Annotated in this window: 15 protein-coding genes; 3 read left to right on the forward strand and 12 right to left on the reverse strand. The window is 60.9% G+C overall.

All coding sequences use genetic code 11. From position 1 onward, the window contains the following. Window positions 1-138 precede the first annotated feature (138 nt). Window positions 139-1,587: a pyruvate kinase gene (gene pyk / locus DWB85_RS02535; RefSeq protein ID WP_117952629.1), complete on the forward strand. Its 1,449-nt coding sequence runs from the start codon at window positions 139-141 to the stop codon at window positions 1,585-1,587. Further along, window positions 1,588-2,547 carry a glucokinase gene (gene glk / locus DWB85_RS02540; RefSeq protein ID WP_117952630.1) on the forward strand — a complete coding sequence of 320 codons (960 nt, stop codon included), beginning with the start codon at window positions 1,588-1,590 and terminating at the stop codon, window positions 2,545-2,547. Here glk and DWB85_RS02545 read toward each other — a convergent pair. Further along, entirely contained in the window at window positions 2,535-3,926 is a 1,392-nt protein-coding gene (locus tag DWB85_RS02545) for an ATP-binding protein (protein WP_117952631.1), read from the reverse strand. The genes glk and DWB85_RS02545 overlap by 13 nt on opposite strands. Beyond that, window positions 3,923-4,579, reverse strand: coding sequence for a response regulator transcription factor (locus DWB85_RS02550; RefSeq protein ID WP_162845980.1), 657 nt, complete (start codon window positions 4,577-4,579; stop codon window positions 3,923-3,925). Before DWB85_RS02550 ends, DWB85_RS02545 begins: the two co-directional genes overlap by 4 nt. A 290-nt stretch (window positions 4,580-4,869) precedes the next feature. On the opposite strand from DWB85_RS02550, the gene cspE reads away from it, so the two are divergent. Beyond that, window positions 4,870-5,076, forward strand: a complete 207-nt coding sequence (gene cspE, locus DWB85_RS02555) for a transcription antiterminator/RNA stability regulator CspE (protein ID WP_117952632.1) — start codon at window positions 4,870-4,872, stop codon at window positions 5,074-5,076. An 86-nt stretch (window positions 5,077-5,162) separates the two neighbouring features. Here cspE and DWB85_RS02560 read toward each other — a convergent pair whose 3' ends face one another. The 10 genes from DWB85_RS02560 to lgt all read right to left on the reverse strand — a co-directional run bounded on the left by DWB85_RS02560 (window position 5,163) and on the right by lgt (window position 13,064). Then, window positions 5,163-6,497, reverse strand: coding sequence for a tetratricopeptide repeat protein (locus DWB85_RS02560; protein WP_117952633.1), 1,335 nt, complete (start codon window positions 6,495-6,497; stop codon window positions 5,163-5,165). A 15-nt stretch (window positions 6,498-6,512) separates the two neighbouring features. Next, window positions 6,513-7,043 (reverse strand): energy transducer TonB, encoded by a 531-nt coding sequence (locus tag DWB85_RS02565; RefSeq protein ID WP_117952749.1) that lies wholly within the window; start codon window positions 7,041-7,043, stop codon window positions 6,513-6,515. Window positions 7,044-7,121: 78 nt separating this feature from the next. Beyond that, on the reverse strand, window positions 7,122-7,472 hold the full coding sequence (locus DWB85_RS02570) for an ExbD/TolR family protein (RefSeq protein WP_239017201.1): 351 nt from the start codon (window positions 7,470-7,472) through the stop codon (window positions 7,122-7,124). A gap of 74 nt (window positions 7,473-7,546) precedes the next feature. Next, complete coding sequence (locus tag DWB85_RS02575; protein ID WP_117952634.1) at window positions 7,547-7,957, reverse strand: ExbD/TolR family protein; 411 nt, start codon at window positions 7,955-7,957, stop codon at window positions 7,547-7,549. A 13-nt stretch (window positions 7,958-7,970) separates the two neighbouring features. After that, complete coding sequence (locus DWB85_RS02580; protein ID WP_117952635.1) at window positions 7,971-8,489, reverse strand: MotA/TolQ/ExbB proton channel family protein; 519 nt, start codon at window positions 8,487-8,489, stop codon at window positions 7,971-7,973. Between the two features lies 1 nt (window position 8,490). Then, window positions 8,491-9,873: a MotA/TolQ/ExbB proton channel family protein gene (locus DWB85_RS02585; protein ID WP_117952636.1), complete on the reverse strand. Its 1,383-nt coding sequence runs from the start codon at window positions 9,871-9,873 to the stop codon at window positions 8,491-8,493. Beyond that, the gene (locus DWB85_RS02590; protein WP_117952637.1) at window positions 9,873-10,658 is read right to left on the reverse strand and encodes a DUF3450 domain-containing protein; all 786 of its coding nucleotides are present in this window, start codon (window positions 10,656-10,658) and stop codon (window positions 9,873-9,875) included. The genes DWB85_RS02585 and DWB85_RS02590 overlap by 1 nt, the downstream gene beginning before the upstream one ends. A 246-nt stretch (window positions 10,659-10,904) precedes the next feature. Beyond that, on the reverse strand, window positions 10,905-11,408 hold the full coding sequence (locus tag DWB85_RS02595; RefSeq protein WP_117952638.1) for a dihydrofolate reductase: 504 nt from the start codon (window positions 11,406-11,408) through the stop codon (window positions 10,905-10,907). A 10-nt stretch (window positions 11,409-11,418) separates the two neighbouring features. After that, the gene (locus DWB85_RS02600) at window positions 11,419-12,249 is read right to left on the reverse strand and encodes a thymidylate synthase (protein ID WP_117952639.1); all 831 of its coding nucleotides are present in this window, start codon (window positions 12,247-12,249) and stop codon (window positions 11,419-11,421) included. Beyond that, window positions 12,246-13,064, reverse strand: a complete 819-nt coding sequence (gene lgt, locus DWB85_RS02605) for a prolipoprotein diacylglyceryl transferase (protein WP_117952640.1) — start codon at window positions 13,062-13,064, stop codon at window positions 12,246-12,248. Before lgt ends, DWB85_RS02600 begins: the two co-directional genes overlap by 4 nt. Window positions 13,065-13,087: the final 23 nt, after the last annotated feature.

A 13,087-nucleotide genomic window follows, 5' to 3' on the forward strand; every position in this document is an offset into this window, starting at 1 on the left:
TCCTGCGCCCCGAGGGGGCCGCGCCCTGATTGTGGCTTTTGTCACTGGCGCTCTCAGCGGCAACAGGGCATCATCGGATTCCAGGCAGTTGTAGCCTGACTCGCCCCTGACGGGCGAAACCGGCAGTTTGGAAAAGACGTGACACCGAAAGTAAACAGACGCACAAAAATCGTAGCCACCATTGGTCCCGGCAGCGAATCGGAGGACATGATTGGCCGCCTCATTGCCGCCGGGGTCAATGTTTTTCGCCTCAATTTCAGCCACGGGACCAGCGCCCAGCACGCGGAGGTTGCCCGCCGCATCCGCAAACAATCGGCTATAGCCGGCCTCTATGTCGGCATCCTGGCGGACCTGCAGGGGCCCAAAATCCGTATCGGCAGCTTCCGCGACGGCGCTGTCGAACTCGCGGCTGGCGACAGTTTCCGGCTGGACCTGAAGCTGGATGATGGGGAAGGTGATATTCGCGCCGTGGGCCTGGATTACCGGGAGTTATGCCACAGCGTCAGCAGGGGTGACACCCTGCTGCTGGACGATGGTCGCATTCGCCTGCGGGTGGACGATGTGGAGCACTCCGCGGTGGAGTGTACGGTGTTGATTGGCGGCAAACTGGGTTCACGCAAGGGGATTAACCGCCTCGGCGGCGGGCTCGCCGCGCCGGCCCTGACCACCAAGGACATCGCCGATATCGACAGCCTGACCGAGGTCCGGCCGGACTTTGTCGCCGTCTCCTTCGTTTCCAGCGAAGAGGATATATTCCAGACCCGGGAACTGCTGCAGAAACACGACATGGACCCGGGCATCATTGCCAAAATTGAACGGGCGGAGGTAGTGGCGGACCCGGAGGTGCTCAACGGCATCATCCGTGCCTCTCTCGGGGTAATGGTGGCCCGCGGCGACCTGGGCGTGGAAGTCGGTGACGCCCAGTTGATCGGCATCCAGAAAGAGCTGATTTCCCGCGCCCGGCAAATGGACCGGGTGGTCATTACCGCCACCCAGATGATGGAGTCGATGATCGACAACTCGATGCCGACCCGGGCGGAAGTGTTCGACGTGGCCAACGCGGTGCTCGATGGCACTGATGCGGTGATGTTGTCGGCCGAGACGGCGGTGGGAAAATACCCGGTGGAGGTGGTGACAGCCATGGCCGACGCGGCCCTGGGGGCAGAACGCCAGGCGGTGGCCCGCACCTCGCGCTACCGGCTGGACCGGGAGTTTTCCTCGCCCCAGGAAACCATCGCCATGTCGGCTATTTATGCCGCCAATCACTACAGCGATGTGCGCGGCATCGCCTGCCTGACCGAAAGCGGCAACACGCCGCTGCTGATGTCCCGGCTCAGCTCGGGCCTGCCTATTTTCGGCCTGAGCAGCAACGCGGAAACGCTGCAAAAGCTGTGCCTGTGCCGCGGGGTCATACCGCTGTTTTTCGATGCCAGCGTGTTTGACCCCGACCAGCTCGACGCCCAGGCTATCGAGTTCCTCAAGGACGGCGGTTACCTGCAGCGGGGGGACGCCATCCTGTTGACCAAGGGCACCATCATGGGGCGGTCTGGATCAACCAATATCATCAAGATTTTACCGGTACAGTAAATGCCTGCAGCAACTCGCCTGGTCGCCGATGTGGGCGGCACCAACACCCGTATTGCCCTGTACGATGAACAGCAGCGCGAATTCAGGGCAGTGACCGGCTTCCACAATCGCGATTACCGCGACCTCAGCGACATCATCGACCACTGGCGCCAGCAACTGGATGAAACCTGGCCGACGGCGGCCTGTATTGCCGCCGCGGCCCCGCCCGCTGGCGACCAGGTGACCATGGTCAATATCGGCTGGTCATTTTCCCGGCGGGCAATGGCCAGGGAATTCGGCTTCACCCGGGTGGGCTGGCTCAATGACTTCCAGGCCAATGCCCACGCACTGCCCCACCTGAGCCCTTCCGACCTGCACCTGATTCACGCCGGGCAGGAAACACGGAACGATATCCTCGCCACCGTCGGCCCCGGTACCGGCCTGGGCGGAGCCACCCTGCGCCAGTTCGCGGGTGTCCCCTACGCGGCGGACGCCGAACCCGGTCACGCCGGCCTCTCTCCCGGCAATGAGCTTGAGCTGGAAATTTTCAGGGCACTGCTGCCCCGCCACGGCGATATTTACGCCGAGCTGCTGGTCTCGGGCATCGGTCTGGTGCGGCTCTACAACTGCATCGCCAGCATCCACGGTGCCTGCCCCCGGTCCCTGGAACCGGCGGATGTCTCGACCAGGGCGCTGCAGGGCAGCGACGAACACTGTGTACTGGCCCTGGATACCTTCTGCTCCCTGCTGGGCTCAGCCTGCGGCGACTTTGTGCTCGCCAACGGCGCTTACGGCGGCCTGTTCATCGCCGGCGGCATCGTGCCCCGCATGATCGACTTCCTGCAGCGCAGTACCTTCCTGGCGCGCTTCCAGGCCAAGGGGGCAATGCGGGAGCACCTGGAGGCAATTCCGGTAAACGTGATCAGCGCTGATAATCCGGGGCTCATCGGTGCCGCCCACGCGCCGCTTCAAGCGGGCTGAGGGAAGTTTACCCGGGCACAGAAACCCCTGCCGCCCTCACCCGGCCCGGTGGCTACGCGGGCTCCGTGTAACAGGGCAATGCGGGCGACTATAGACAGGCCCAGGCCCGCCCCCTGTCCGGCGCTGCCCGGCACGCGGTAAAAACGCCTGCCCAGCTGGGCATGTTCCGCCGCTGACAGGGGTTCACAGTCGTTACAGACCTCGAGAACGATCTCTGGCCCTTGCTGGCGCAGGGCTATGCTCACTTCGTCCCGACCGCCACTGTATTTGAAGGCATTGACCAGCAGGTTGCGCAACATGATCGCCAGGGCCTCGGCATTGCCCTCCAGCTGTATCGCCGGGCCCTCTTCCAGCGCCACGGTCAACTGCTTGTCCGCCGCCAGGTGGGCGGTATCGGCCAGCGCCTCGGTCAGCAGAGCACGCAGCTCCAGGGGGGCGCGGTCAAGCGGTGCCTCCGGATCCAGCCTGGCCAGGGTCAGCAACTGCTCGACCGTGTGCGCCGCGCGGTCTACTCGCTGGGTAATACGGGTCAGCATGGCCGCCGCGGGCTCCTCGCCCAGCTGCCGCTGGCACAGCTGCACCTCGGTCTTGATGGCCGCCAGCGGAGTCAATAATTCGTGGGCCGCGTTGGCGGTAAAACGCTGCTCGCTTTCCATCGCCGCGGCAAGCCTGGCGAGCAGGCTGTTCAACGCCGATACCACGCTGTCCAGTTCGGAGGGAACATCGGCAGTGGCTACCGGATCGAGCAGGCCGGGTTTACGGCTGGAGATTTGCGACGCGAGATTCTTCAGCGGGCGCAGGCCCCTGGCCACACCCAGGTAAAGCACCGCGATCGTCAGCGGCACCACGATCAGCAGCGGCAGGAAGGCCCGCCCCAGGGTGGCAATCATATCCTGCCGGGCCGCACCCAGTTCAATACCCACCTGCACCCAGAGCCCGGTACTCTCGTCTCTCATGCTCAACAGCCGCCACTGGCCACCACCGCCGGCGAGCTCCCGGTTGCTGAGCCCCTCGCGGGTCGGTCGCTCGAACAAAGGCGAGCCCGCCAGCACGGCGATGCGATTCTGCTGCTCCCACACATTGATCGCCGGCGCCAGGCCGGTGCTTACCGGCGTCTCGATGACAATGGGCTGCAGGTGCGCCTGGTCATAGTCATGACCGCTCCAGGCCTCGTACAGCGGCTGACCCTCGGCCAGCTGGCGCTCGAAGACACGGGTAATATAGTTGACGAGGTCGGCGTACTGCCCCAGCTGCCGGTCTACCTGCCCCAGCAGCACCCGGTTGGCGTAGACATAGGTCACCACCGCCGAGCCGATCCAGGCAAACAGGGTCAGGGACAGGAGAATCCAGGTCAGGCGTTGTTGCAGCGACAGCCTCATTGCGCAATGCGGTACCCAACACCGCGCATGGTCTCTATACAGTCACTGCCGAAGCGCTTGCGCAGCCGGGAAATATAGACCTCAACGGTATTGGAGCCCACTTCCTCGCCCCAGCTGTAAATGCCTTCCTCCAGCCGGGCCCGGGACACGAAGCGCCCGCTGTTGCGCACGAGGATTTCCAGAATGGCGTACTCCCTGGCGGTCAGGTCCAGCACCGCACCCTGGAAGCGAACCACCCGGTCAACCGGGTTGACTGCAATCCCCCCGGCCTCCAGCTGCTGGCTGGGACGCTCACCGGTGCGCCGCAACAGGGTGCGGATGCGGGCAAAGAGCTCATCCATCTCGAAGGGCTTGGTGAGATAGTCGTCGGCGCCGGAATCCAGTCCGTCCACCTTGTCGGCCAGGGTGTTGCGCGCGGTGAGCAGCAGCACCGGCAGGTCGTGCTTGTCGGCGCGCAGCTGCCTCAGCACCTGGAATCCAGGCACCCCGGGCAGGCCAAGGTCCAGAACCAGCAGGTCGTAGGGGGTCGCCCCCAGCGTCGCACGCACCGGCTCGCCACTGCGCAACCAGTCCACGGCGTATTGTTCCAGACGCAGGGCCGCCTCCAGCGATTCCCCCAGCTGCAAATCGTCTTCCACCAGCAGTATGCGCACGCCTGTATCCACACCGATTGCCAAGGAGCAAAGGGTATACCTTGCCCCGGCAAGATGAAACAAGGCTGAAGCTTTCCCCGGCGGGTGGATTTACCGGCATTATTGCCAAATAACCCGGCTTGAAAAAAACGGCAAGGTTCGGCAACTGGTGTTACACTCAAAGAGGCTGAGCGTTCAGCCGGATTTGGATAGCGGTCGAAGTTCCCCAAAAGTTCCTCGGTACGTCAACCATATACACTTAGATAAACCGCCACACCCCGTGGGAGTGGCAAGCAATACAGGTAAAAGATATGTCTTCAACAACCGGAACCGTTAAATGGTTTAACGAGAGCAAGGGCTTCGGCTTCATCGAGCGCGAGGACGGCCCCGATGTTTTCGTTCACTTCAGCGCCATCAAGGGCGACGGTTTCCGTACCCTGGCCGATGGCCAGAAAGTCCAGTTTGACGTTACTGATGGCCAGAAAGGCCCCCAGGCGGAAAACGTAATCGCGCTGTAATTTTACGGCGGATACAAAAAAGGAGCCGTCTGGCTCCTTTTTTTATGCTCACTGGCCCGCTGTGCGGGCCAATGCAGGATCGACTATCAGCCGTCAGCCAGGCTGCGCTGGCGCTCCAGCTCGGAATCCATGTACTTGATCCACTGCTCGGCATACTTGGCCGAGCGCTGATCACGGCCGGCGGCCTTGAACGCTTCCCGCGCCTTGTCGTATTCCTTGACGTTGAAGTAGGCCATACCCAACACCAGGCGAGCATTGTCCGGCCGTTTAATTCCGCCGCGGGACAGGCCCTTGTTGATCGCGGTAATGGCCTTCTGGTTCTCGTCGCCATCGAGATAGATATTGCCCAGGCGGGCGTAAAGCTCACCGTCGTCTGCCTTGGCCGCGGCTTTCTCCATCGCCGGAATGGACTTTTTCACTTCCCGGGCCTGGCGCCAGGCGCTACCGGCAATTTCCCAGTTCTTGGAGGTGTCGTCTATTGAGCCGTTATTCAGGCCCTTGTCCATGACCTTGGCGGCCTTGTAAGGCACCTCACCCTGCAGGTACAGGTAGGCCATGGTGACCTGCTCTGTACCCTTGTCGAGCATGTCCTGAACGTAGGCAGTCTCCATCGCCGACAGCTGCTCGGTCTCTTTCTTCTGCTCACCATACATATGCGAGAGCTGCACCCAGTACTGCTTTTTGGGGTAGTGGGTCAGCAGGATTTCCAGCACCTCAACGGTTTTCTTGATATCGTTTTTCTCGAAGTACAGGAAACGAGCCAGGTTATACCACTGTTCCTTGGGCAGTTTGTCCTTCTCGTTGTACATGGAGATGGCTTTTTCGACATTGAACAGCGCCTTGTCATAGTCCTTCAGCTGGTAGTAACCCTGTGCCAGCAGCACGTAGGCGTTGGCGTTCGGGCTATCGGTCATCTCGAACCACTTGAGCAGTGCGTCGATGCCGCGCTTCCAGTCTTCCTGGACAAAATACAGCTGGGCAATGGTGAAGCGGGTGTTGATCTCCATCGCCAGCGGAATGTCGGGCTGGGAGACCACGTTCTCGTAGGCCTCCAGCGCATTCCTGTAATCTTCGCGGGAATAGTAGATAAACGCGTAGAGGTTGTAGACGTTGGCCAGCTCGTAGCTGTTCAGGGCCTTCTGGCCTCCAGCGGCAATCATGCCGTCGAGGATCTTCTGCGCGCCAGCCAGGTCCTTGGCTTCGGCCGCTGCCTGTGCTTCGGCCAGCTTCTCGTATACCTTGTTACGCAGGGCAGGAGTGCGCCGGGTCTCCCGCTGGTCCGCCTCTTCCTGGGCAATGGCGCTGGCAAAGACGGCAACGCCGGCATCACGCTGTAACTGGGTGACGGCGACCTGTGACACCAGCACCGGCACTGCCAGCAGCGCGGCTCGGGACCAGGTTTTGTGATTCAACAATTTCATAACAGCTACGCCTTGTTACTGTTCCAGCTCGTAGGTGAACTTGTTCTGCACGCCGGCCACCTCAATGGCCTCGCCATCCACCACGCGCGGCTTGTACTTGAACTTCTCAGCCGCCTTGACCGAGGCGCTCTCGAATACGCCCGAGGGTTGGCAATCCACCGCAACCGGGTCGCGAATAGCGCCGGAGGTGGTCACCGTATACTCGACGATGCAATAACCGGTGATACCGCGGGTTTGCGCCCGGCGCGGATAAATCGGCGCCACCTTGACGATAGGCAGGTACTCACCATCGCCAGAAGACATGCCACTGGTCGAAATGCTGACGTCAATGCTGGCCGTGGGGGCCACATTATCGATGTTGGTGTCCATATTCAGATCGATCTGGGCCATGTCCATTTCCGGCGGCGGTTCCTCGGGGTCTTCCACCTTCTCCGGCTTTCTGGTGGTTTTTTCCAGCTGGATGTCTTCCTCCGGCTGCACCAGATCCGCAATCTTCTGATTTTTCACCTCGGGGTTTTCAAACTCGCGGTCGATCAGACTATGCATTACAAAAAACAGGCCCACCACTACGGGAATAGCGAGCAACACTGAAAAAACTAATCTCACTTTACAATCACCCCTGCCCTAGCCCGCTTCGTCGGTAGAAGCACACAGCGGCGCGTCCATTAACGGTTTAATCGCTGCCAGCAATTCGCTCAACGCCGAGGTCGGCGCATCAACGTCGGCCTGAACGACAAAGTTCGCCCTGGGAGCCTCTTTCTTGGCCGCCTCGGCAAGCCAATAGGCTCGTTCCAGCGGAATCTGCTTCTTGTCGTAGTAAATGTCGCCCATCGCGTTAACAGCAAAGATAATCGTCCCGCGCTCGCAGGGGTTGGTGGTAACCGCCTCCGCCTTGAGGATATCGATACCTGGCTCTTTCACGAAAGACGAGGTCACGATAAAAAAGATGAGCATGATGAACACGACGTCCAGCATCGGAGTCAGGTCAATTTCACCCTCTCCGCCGCCGCCGTCCGCGCCTGCTCGACCAGCATCCAAACTCCGCCTGCTCACTTCTTTTCCTCCGCTGGCCAATTAACCTGTTTGACGCCAGCCTCGCGGGCGGCGTCGCCCACTTCCAGCAGCGTACCCGCGGTGGCGCCCGGCTCTGTTTTCACAGTGAAAGACTGCTCCGGGTCTTCCGCCAGCAGGCGGGCGATGTTGGCCCGAACCGCCCGGATATCAATGCGGCGATTCTCCATCCAAATCTGGTTGTCCCCGGTAATCGTTACCGAAATACTGGTAGCGTCAGATTCCGGGGGGTTCTGGTTGCTGTCGGGCCGGTTCATCTCGATCCCGGCTTCCTTCAGGAAGGAAGCGACGACGATAAAGAAGATCAGCATGATGAACACCACGTCAAGCATGGGTGTCAGGTCGATCTCGGCCTCATCGGCGTCGGCTTCTCGGTTACTCTTTCGCATCAACTTGGCTCTGTTAGTGATCCGTGGTCAGGTTGTCGCGCAGGAATACACTTTCCCGCTGGGCGATCCTGGTCACATAGGTATTGGCAAAAACGCCGGACAGTGCAGCCACCATACCCGCCATGGTCGGAATAGTTGCCTGCTGGACACCGCCAGCCATCGACTTGGCGTCACCGCCGCCGGTCACCGCCATGATGTTGAATACCTCGATCATCCCCGTCACCGTGCCCAGAAGACCGAGCAGCGGACACAGGGCGACCAGGGTCTTGATCACGGGCAGGTTGCGATTGATCTGCATGCGCGCCTGGGAAACCAGCATGGTACGGATCTGCTCGGCCTCCCAGGACTTGCGCTCGGCGCGCCCTTCCCACTTGCTGATAACCTGCGCGACATCCTTCTTCCAGCCGAACTGCAGATACCAGACTCGTTCAAAAATCAGGGTCCACATCACGAACAGCAGGAGGGCGATCAACCACAGGACGTCGCCACCCTTGTCCATGAAACCGAGGAGCACCTCGATAAAACCGCCCATATCAAGACCTCAGATTGGCTTCAGTATGCTCTGCAATCATCCCGGTGGTCTGCTCGTCAAGAATGTGGATGATGCGCTGGGCGCGACCATTGACCACGGTATGCAGCAGCACGGTGGGAATCGCCACCAACAGACCCAGTACGGTTGTGATCAATGCACCGGAGATACCACCGGCCATCGCCTTGGGATCGCCAGCACCGAAAATGGTAATAGCCTGGAAGGTGATAATCATACCGGTCACCGTACCCAGCAGACCCATCAGGGGAGCCACCGCCGCGATGATCTTCAACAGGGTAAGACCACTTTCCAGCTTCGGAGTTTCCTGCAGCACACCCTCGTGCAGTTTGAGCTCCAGGGTTTCGGTGTCCATGGTGGGATTGTCCTCGTGAATCTTGAGGACGCGGCCCAGCGGGTTGTTGTCGTTGGCCTTGTCGCTCTTCAGCTGGGCATTGACCTTGCTGCCGACAATGGTCAGCACAAACAGTCGATAGATCGCCAGCAGGAAGGCAAAGGCACCCACCGCGGTAATCGCGTAACCCACGTAACCGCCCTGGTGCCAGCGCTCTTCCAGATTGGGCGTATCGATGATCGCCGCCAGGAAGGAACCGCCGGTCGGGCCGGTGGGATCGACACCAAACTTGTGCAGACCGCTGCTGGCGGAGGCCAGGTCGGCAGCCCAACCGGTGTAGGGACCGCTGGGCTGGCGCGGCAGCTCGCTCAGGTTGCCGTCGTTGTAGGCCAGGTAGTTGCCGTTGGCGTCGACAATATTGAACGCACCCACGCGCATGACTTCGCGCTCGGCACGCTCACCCGCCGGCGATGAAACCTCGGCGTTGAACTTGGTCACCACACCGGTTTCGCGAATTTCCCGCAGCAGCTCAAACCACACCCGCTCGATTTCCTCGATGCTGGGCAGAGTGTCGGAACCGCTCATTTTGGCGATCAGGTCCTTCAGGAACTGCTCGCGGTCAGGGTACTGGGCGGATACCAGCGACACCTCGATATTGGAGGCGAGGTCACCGGAGGCAGAGGTCAGGTGACCGAACAGCTCAGACAGCGTACCCAGCTTCTCCTGCAACTGCTTTTGCTTGGCGGCAATCAGCAGTTCGTTTTCCTCGAACGCCGCTTCCAGCTCGGCGCTGAGCTGTTCCTGCCTGGCACGCTCTTCTTCCGCGCGCTTCAGCTCGGCGGCCTGGTTGGCCTTGTCCTGGGCGAAACGCTGCTCGCGCGCCCGGTTTTCCTTGGCCTCGGCTGTCTGGCCCTGCTTGACGAACTGCAGCAGCTCGTCCAGGGACCTGGCTTCCTGCGCCAGCGCGGAGCCCGTAGAGAGTGTGAGTGCGCCGCACAAAACCATCGCGGCGGCTTTTACTATTTTAACGCTCATCAGTTGGCCTCCGGAGCCGAAACTGGCATGTTCAACAATTCAATGGTGGCCTGCTTCTTCGCAATTCGAATGCCCTTGCGGATGGCCGCGTCGTATTCGCCCGCAGGCAGGTCAACCCATGCGTTGGTGCTGCCATCCCAGGCGCCGGACATCGCACCGTCGGTTGTCTGGTACAACAGGGCGATGCGGCCTATGCGCAGAAAGTCGACATCACGGGAGGAACCGTTCATGTCGATGGTGCCACGGTAAGTGTCGATACCGCGGCCATATTGCAGCTCGATGTTGTAAGCCTCGAGCACACCGCGGAACTTCTCCGCGACACTGACGTCCGCCCGGTCGATATTGGAACGCAGGAACTCAACCCGCTCCATCCGCTCATCCTTCTCAAACGGCACATCGAGCTCTACGAACTGCTCAAGACCATCGATCATGCGGATCACCAGCGGAGTCATCTGCCGCTGGATGATGGTGACCTGGGAGATAGACTCGTCGATCTCGCCCACTCGCTTCATCTGGTTGTCGATCTGGCGTTGCAGGCGGGCGTTATACACCTTGAGGCCATCGATCTGCTTGTTGACCGTCTTGTAGTCATTCAGCAGATCGCGGGTCTCATCCGCCAGCCGGTCAATCTTGGCCTGGGACTTGCGCGCCGCGTCGTTCTTGGCCTCTCCAACCGCGAGGATGGAGTCCAGCGTACTGGCCTGCACTGCAGCCGCCGCACCCACCAGGGTACCTGCGGAGACGAGCGCAGCGACCAGGGCATTTTTCAATCGATGCATAGTCATGGGAATCGTGTTTCCTGTGTCCAACAAAAGAAATCGGCTCTGATAAAACCGGTATCGGCACCATTTATATAGTGGAAAAACCAGAGTCGGTAAACCGAGGGTGCGAATTTAAACCATTTGGGATCGGTTTTTCAATTTTAGTCGTTGCCCCGGGTGCCGATCGACACCGTTTGGGTAGTTAGGTAACAGTTTTGGTCGCATGGGCAGGCGACGGTAACAGTGCGGCAAGTTGCCGCAAGCATTGCATCATTGACGCTCAAACACCAAAAAACTGTAGGGGTAGGGATTGGCCCCGCTGGCGCCAAAACGCTCCCGCGACAGCTCGGTCCAGGCCGACCAGTCGATGTCGGGCAACAGCGCATCGCCCTCCACCTCGCCGTGCACCTCGGTGAAGTAGAGGCGATCAGCCCTAGGCAGGGCTGCCCGGTATATCTCGGCGCCGCCGATCACCATCAGCTCGGTGGCGCCATCGCTAATGGCAATGTCCCCGGCCATGGCCAGCGCCTCGTCAAGACTGTGCGCCACCCTGACACCTTCGGCGTGCCAGTGTGCCTGGCGGGTAATCACGATATTGGTCCGCCCCGGTAGCGGCCGGCCGATAGACTCGAAGGTTTTGCGCCCCATGACGATCGGCTTGCCCATGGTGACGCGCTTGAAGTAGCGCAAGTCCTCCGGCAGGTGCCAGGGCAGGGCGTTGTTTCTGCCGATAACCCCGTTTTCCGCGGCGGCGACAATGACGGCCAGTTTCACCTGTCGCCGCTCACACCGCCACCGGGGCGGCGATGTGCCCGTGGGGATTGTAGTCGAGCAGTTCGAAGTCCTCGAAGCGGTAATCGTATATGCTCGCGGGCCGCCGCCGGATTCGCAACCGGGGCAATGCTCGCGGCTCCCGTGACAACTGCTCGCGCACCTGCTCGAGATGATTGCTGTAGAGGTGGGAGTCGCCCGTGGTGATAATGATTTCCCCGGGCTCGAGGTCGCATTGCTGGGCCAGCATCATGGTCAGCACCGCCAGGCTGGCGGTGTTGTAGGGCAGGCCCAGGAAGGAGTCACTGGAACGGATGTACAACTGGGCGGAGAGCCTGCCACCGGCGACATAGAACTGGTACAGCAGATGACAGGGGGGCAGCGCCATGCGGCCCGCTTTTACATTCTCCTGGGGGCTGATTTTTTCATCCGGCAGGTACTCGACGTTCCAGCCGTGAAACAGTATCCGCCGGCTGTCCGGGTTACTGCGCAGGCAGTCCACCACGTAGTCGATCTGGTTGATGGCGCCGCCCCGGGTCGGCCAGGCCGTCCACTGGGCACCGTAGATCGGCCCCAGGTCGCCGCTCTCCGTGGCCCACTCATCCCAGATGGAAACACCGTTGTCCTTGAGCCAGGCGGTATTGGTGTCGCCGTTGAGGAACCAGATCAGTTCATTGATGATGCTTTTCAGGTGCAGCTTCTTGGTGGTCAGCAGCGGAAAGCCGTCGGCCAGGTCATGCCGGTACTGTCGGCCGAACACCGACAGGGTGCCGGTGCCGGTGCGATCGCCCTTGCTGACGCCGTTATCCAGAATATCCTGCAGCAGGTCGAGGTATTGCTTCATTTGTTTTTCCCAGTAGCAGACTGCGGCGCGCCCGACGGCTTGCCGTAGGCGTAAAACAGCAGCGCCAGCCCAACCGCAATCAGCGGCACACTCAGTATCTGGCCGCGAGTCAGCCAGCCAAAGGCTTCGTAGCCGATATGGGCGTCCGGCTCACGGAAAAATTCGACGAAAAACCGGGCGCAGCCATAACCCACGGCGAATACCCCGGAAACCGCATAGGTCGGCCTGGGTCTGGCGGAAAACCAGATCAGCACGATAAACAACAGCACACCCTCGAGCGCGAACTCGTAGAGCTGGGAGGGGTGGCGAGCCAGTTGCAGGGCGTCCGCCGGGAACACCATGCCCCAGGGCACTTCGGTGGGCTTGCCCCATAACTCCTGGCCGATGAAGTTGCCCAGTCGGCCCAGCCCCAGACCGATAGGCACGAAAGGCGCAATAAAGTCCACCAGTCGCCAGAAGGGTATTTGCTGCTTGCGGCCGAAGATATACATCGCCAACAGCACCCCCAGCAAGCCGCCGTGGAAGGACATGCCGCCCTCCCACACCCGCAGGGCCCAGGCAGGATCATCGATCAGTCGCTGGCCGCCGTAGAGGAAGGTGTAACCGACACGGCCGCCCAGCACCACCCCAAGGGCCACGTAAAAGGTAAGATCGTCCACCTGTTCCCGGCTCACCGGGGTCCAGGAGCGGGCCGAGCGCCTGACCGCCAGCCACCAGCCGGCAGCAATGCCGGTGAGGTAGGCAAGACCGTACCAGTGAATTTTAAGCGGCCCGAAGGCAACGGCGACAGGATCTATTTCGGGATAAGGGAGCATGGAACAACCATCGGAATAAGCGC

Origin of the sequence: Seongchinamella sediminis, assembly GCF_003457605.1 — a bacterium.
In the GTDB taxonomy this organism is placed as follows: Bacteria; Pseudomonadota; Gammaproteobacteria; order Pseudomonadales; family Halieaceae; genus Halioglobus; species Halioglobus sediminis.

Coding starts and splice junctions, on each gene's coding strand:
- DWB85_RS02545 (WP_117952631.1), bottom strand. CDS start 3,926: ATGAGGCTGTCGCTGCAACAACGCCTGACCTGGATTCTCCTGTCCCTG.
- DWB85_RS02585 (WP_117952636.1), bottom strand. CDS start 9,873: ATGAGCGTTAAAATAGTAAAAGCCGCCGCGATGGTTTTGTGCGGCGCA.
- lgt (WP_117952640.1), bottom strand. CDS start 13,064: ATGCTCCCTTATCCCGAAATAGATCCTGTCGCCGTTGCCTTCGGGCCG.
- DWB85_RS02560 (WP_117952633.1), bottom strand. CDS start 6,497: ATGAAATTGTTGAATCACAAAACCTGGTCCCGAGCCGCGCTGCTGGCA.
- DWB85_RS02600 (WP_117952639.1), bottom strand. CDS start 12,249: ATGAAGCAATACCTCGACCTGCTGCAGGATATTCTGGATAACGGCGTC.
- cspE (WP_117952632.1), top strand. CDS start 4,870: ATGTCTTCAACAACCGGAACCGTTAAATGGTTTAACGAGAGCAAGGGC.
- DWB85_RS02580 (WP_117952635.1), bottom strand. CDS start 8,489: ATGGGCGGTTTTATCGAGGTGCTCCTCGGTTTCATGGACAAGGGTGGC.
- DWB85_RS02565 (WP_117952749.1), bottom strand. CDS start 7,043: ATGCATAGTCTGATCGACCGCGAGTTTGAAAACCCCGAGGTGAAAAAT.
- DWB85_RS02570 (WP_239017201.1), bottom strand. CDS start 7,472: ATGCTGGACGTCGTGTTCATCATGCTCATCTTTTTTATCGTGACCTCG.
- DWB85_RS02575 (WP_117952634.1), bottom strand. CDS start 7,957: ATGCGAAAGAGTAACCGAGAAGCCGACGCCGATGAGGCCGAGATCGAC.
- glk (WP_117952630.1), top strand. CDS start 1,588: ATGCCTGCAGCAACTCGCCTGGTCGCCGATGTGGGCGGCACCAACACC.
- DWB85_RS02590 (WP_117952637.1), bottom strand. CDS start 10,658: ATGACTATGCATCGATTGAAAAATGCCCTGGTCGCTGCGCTCGTCTCC.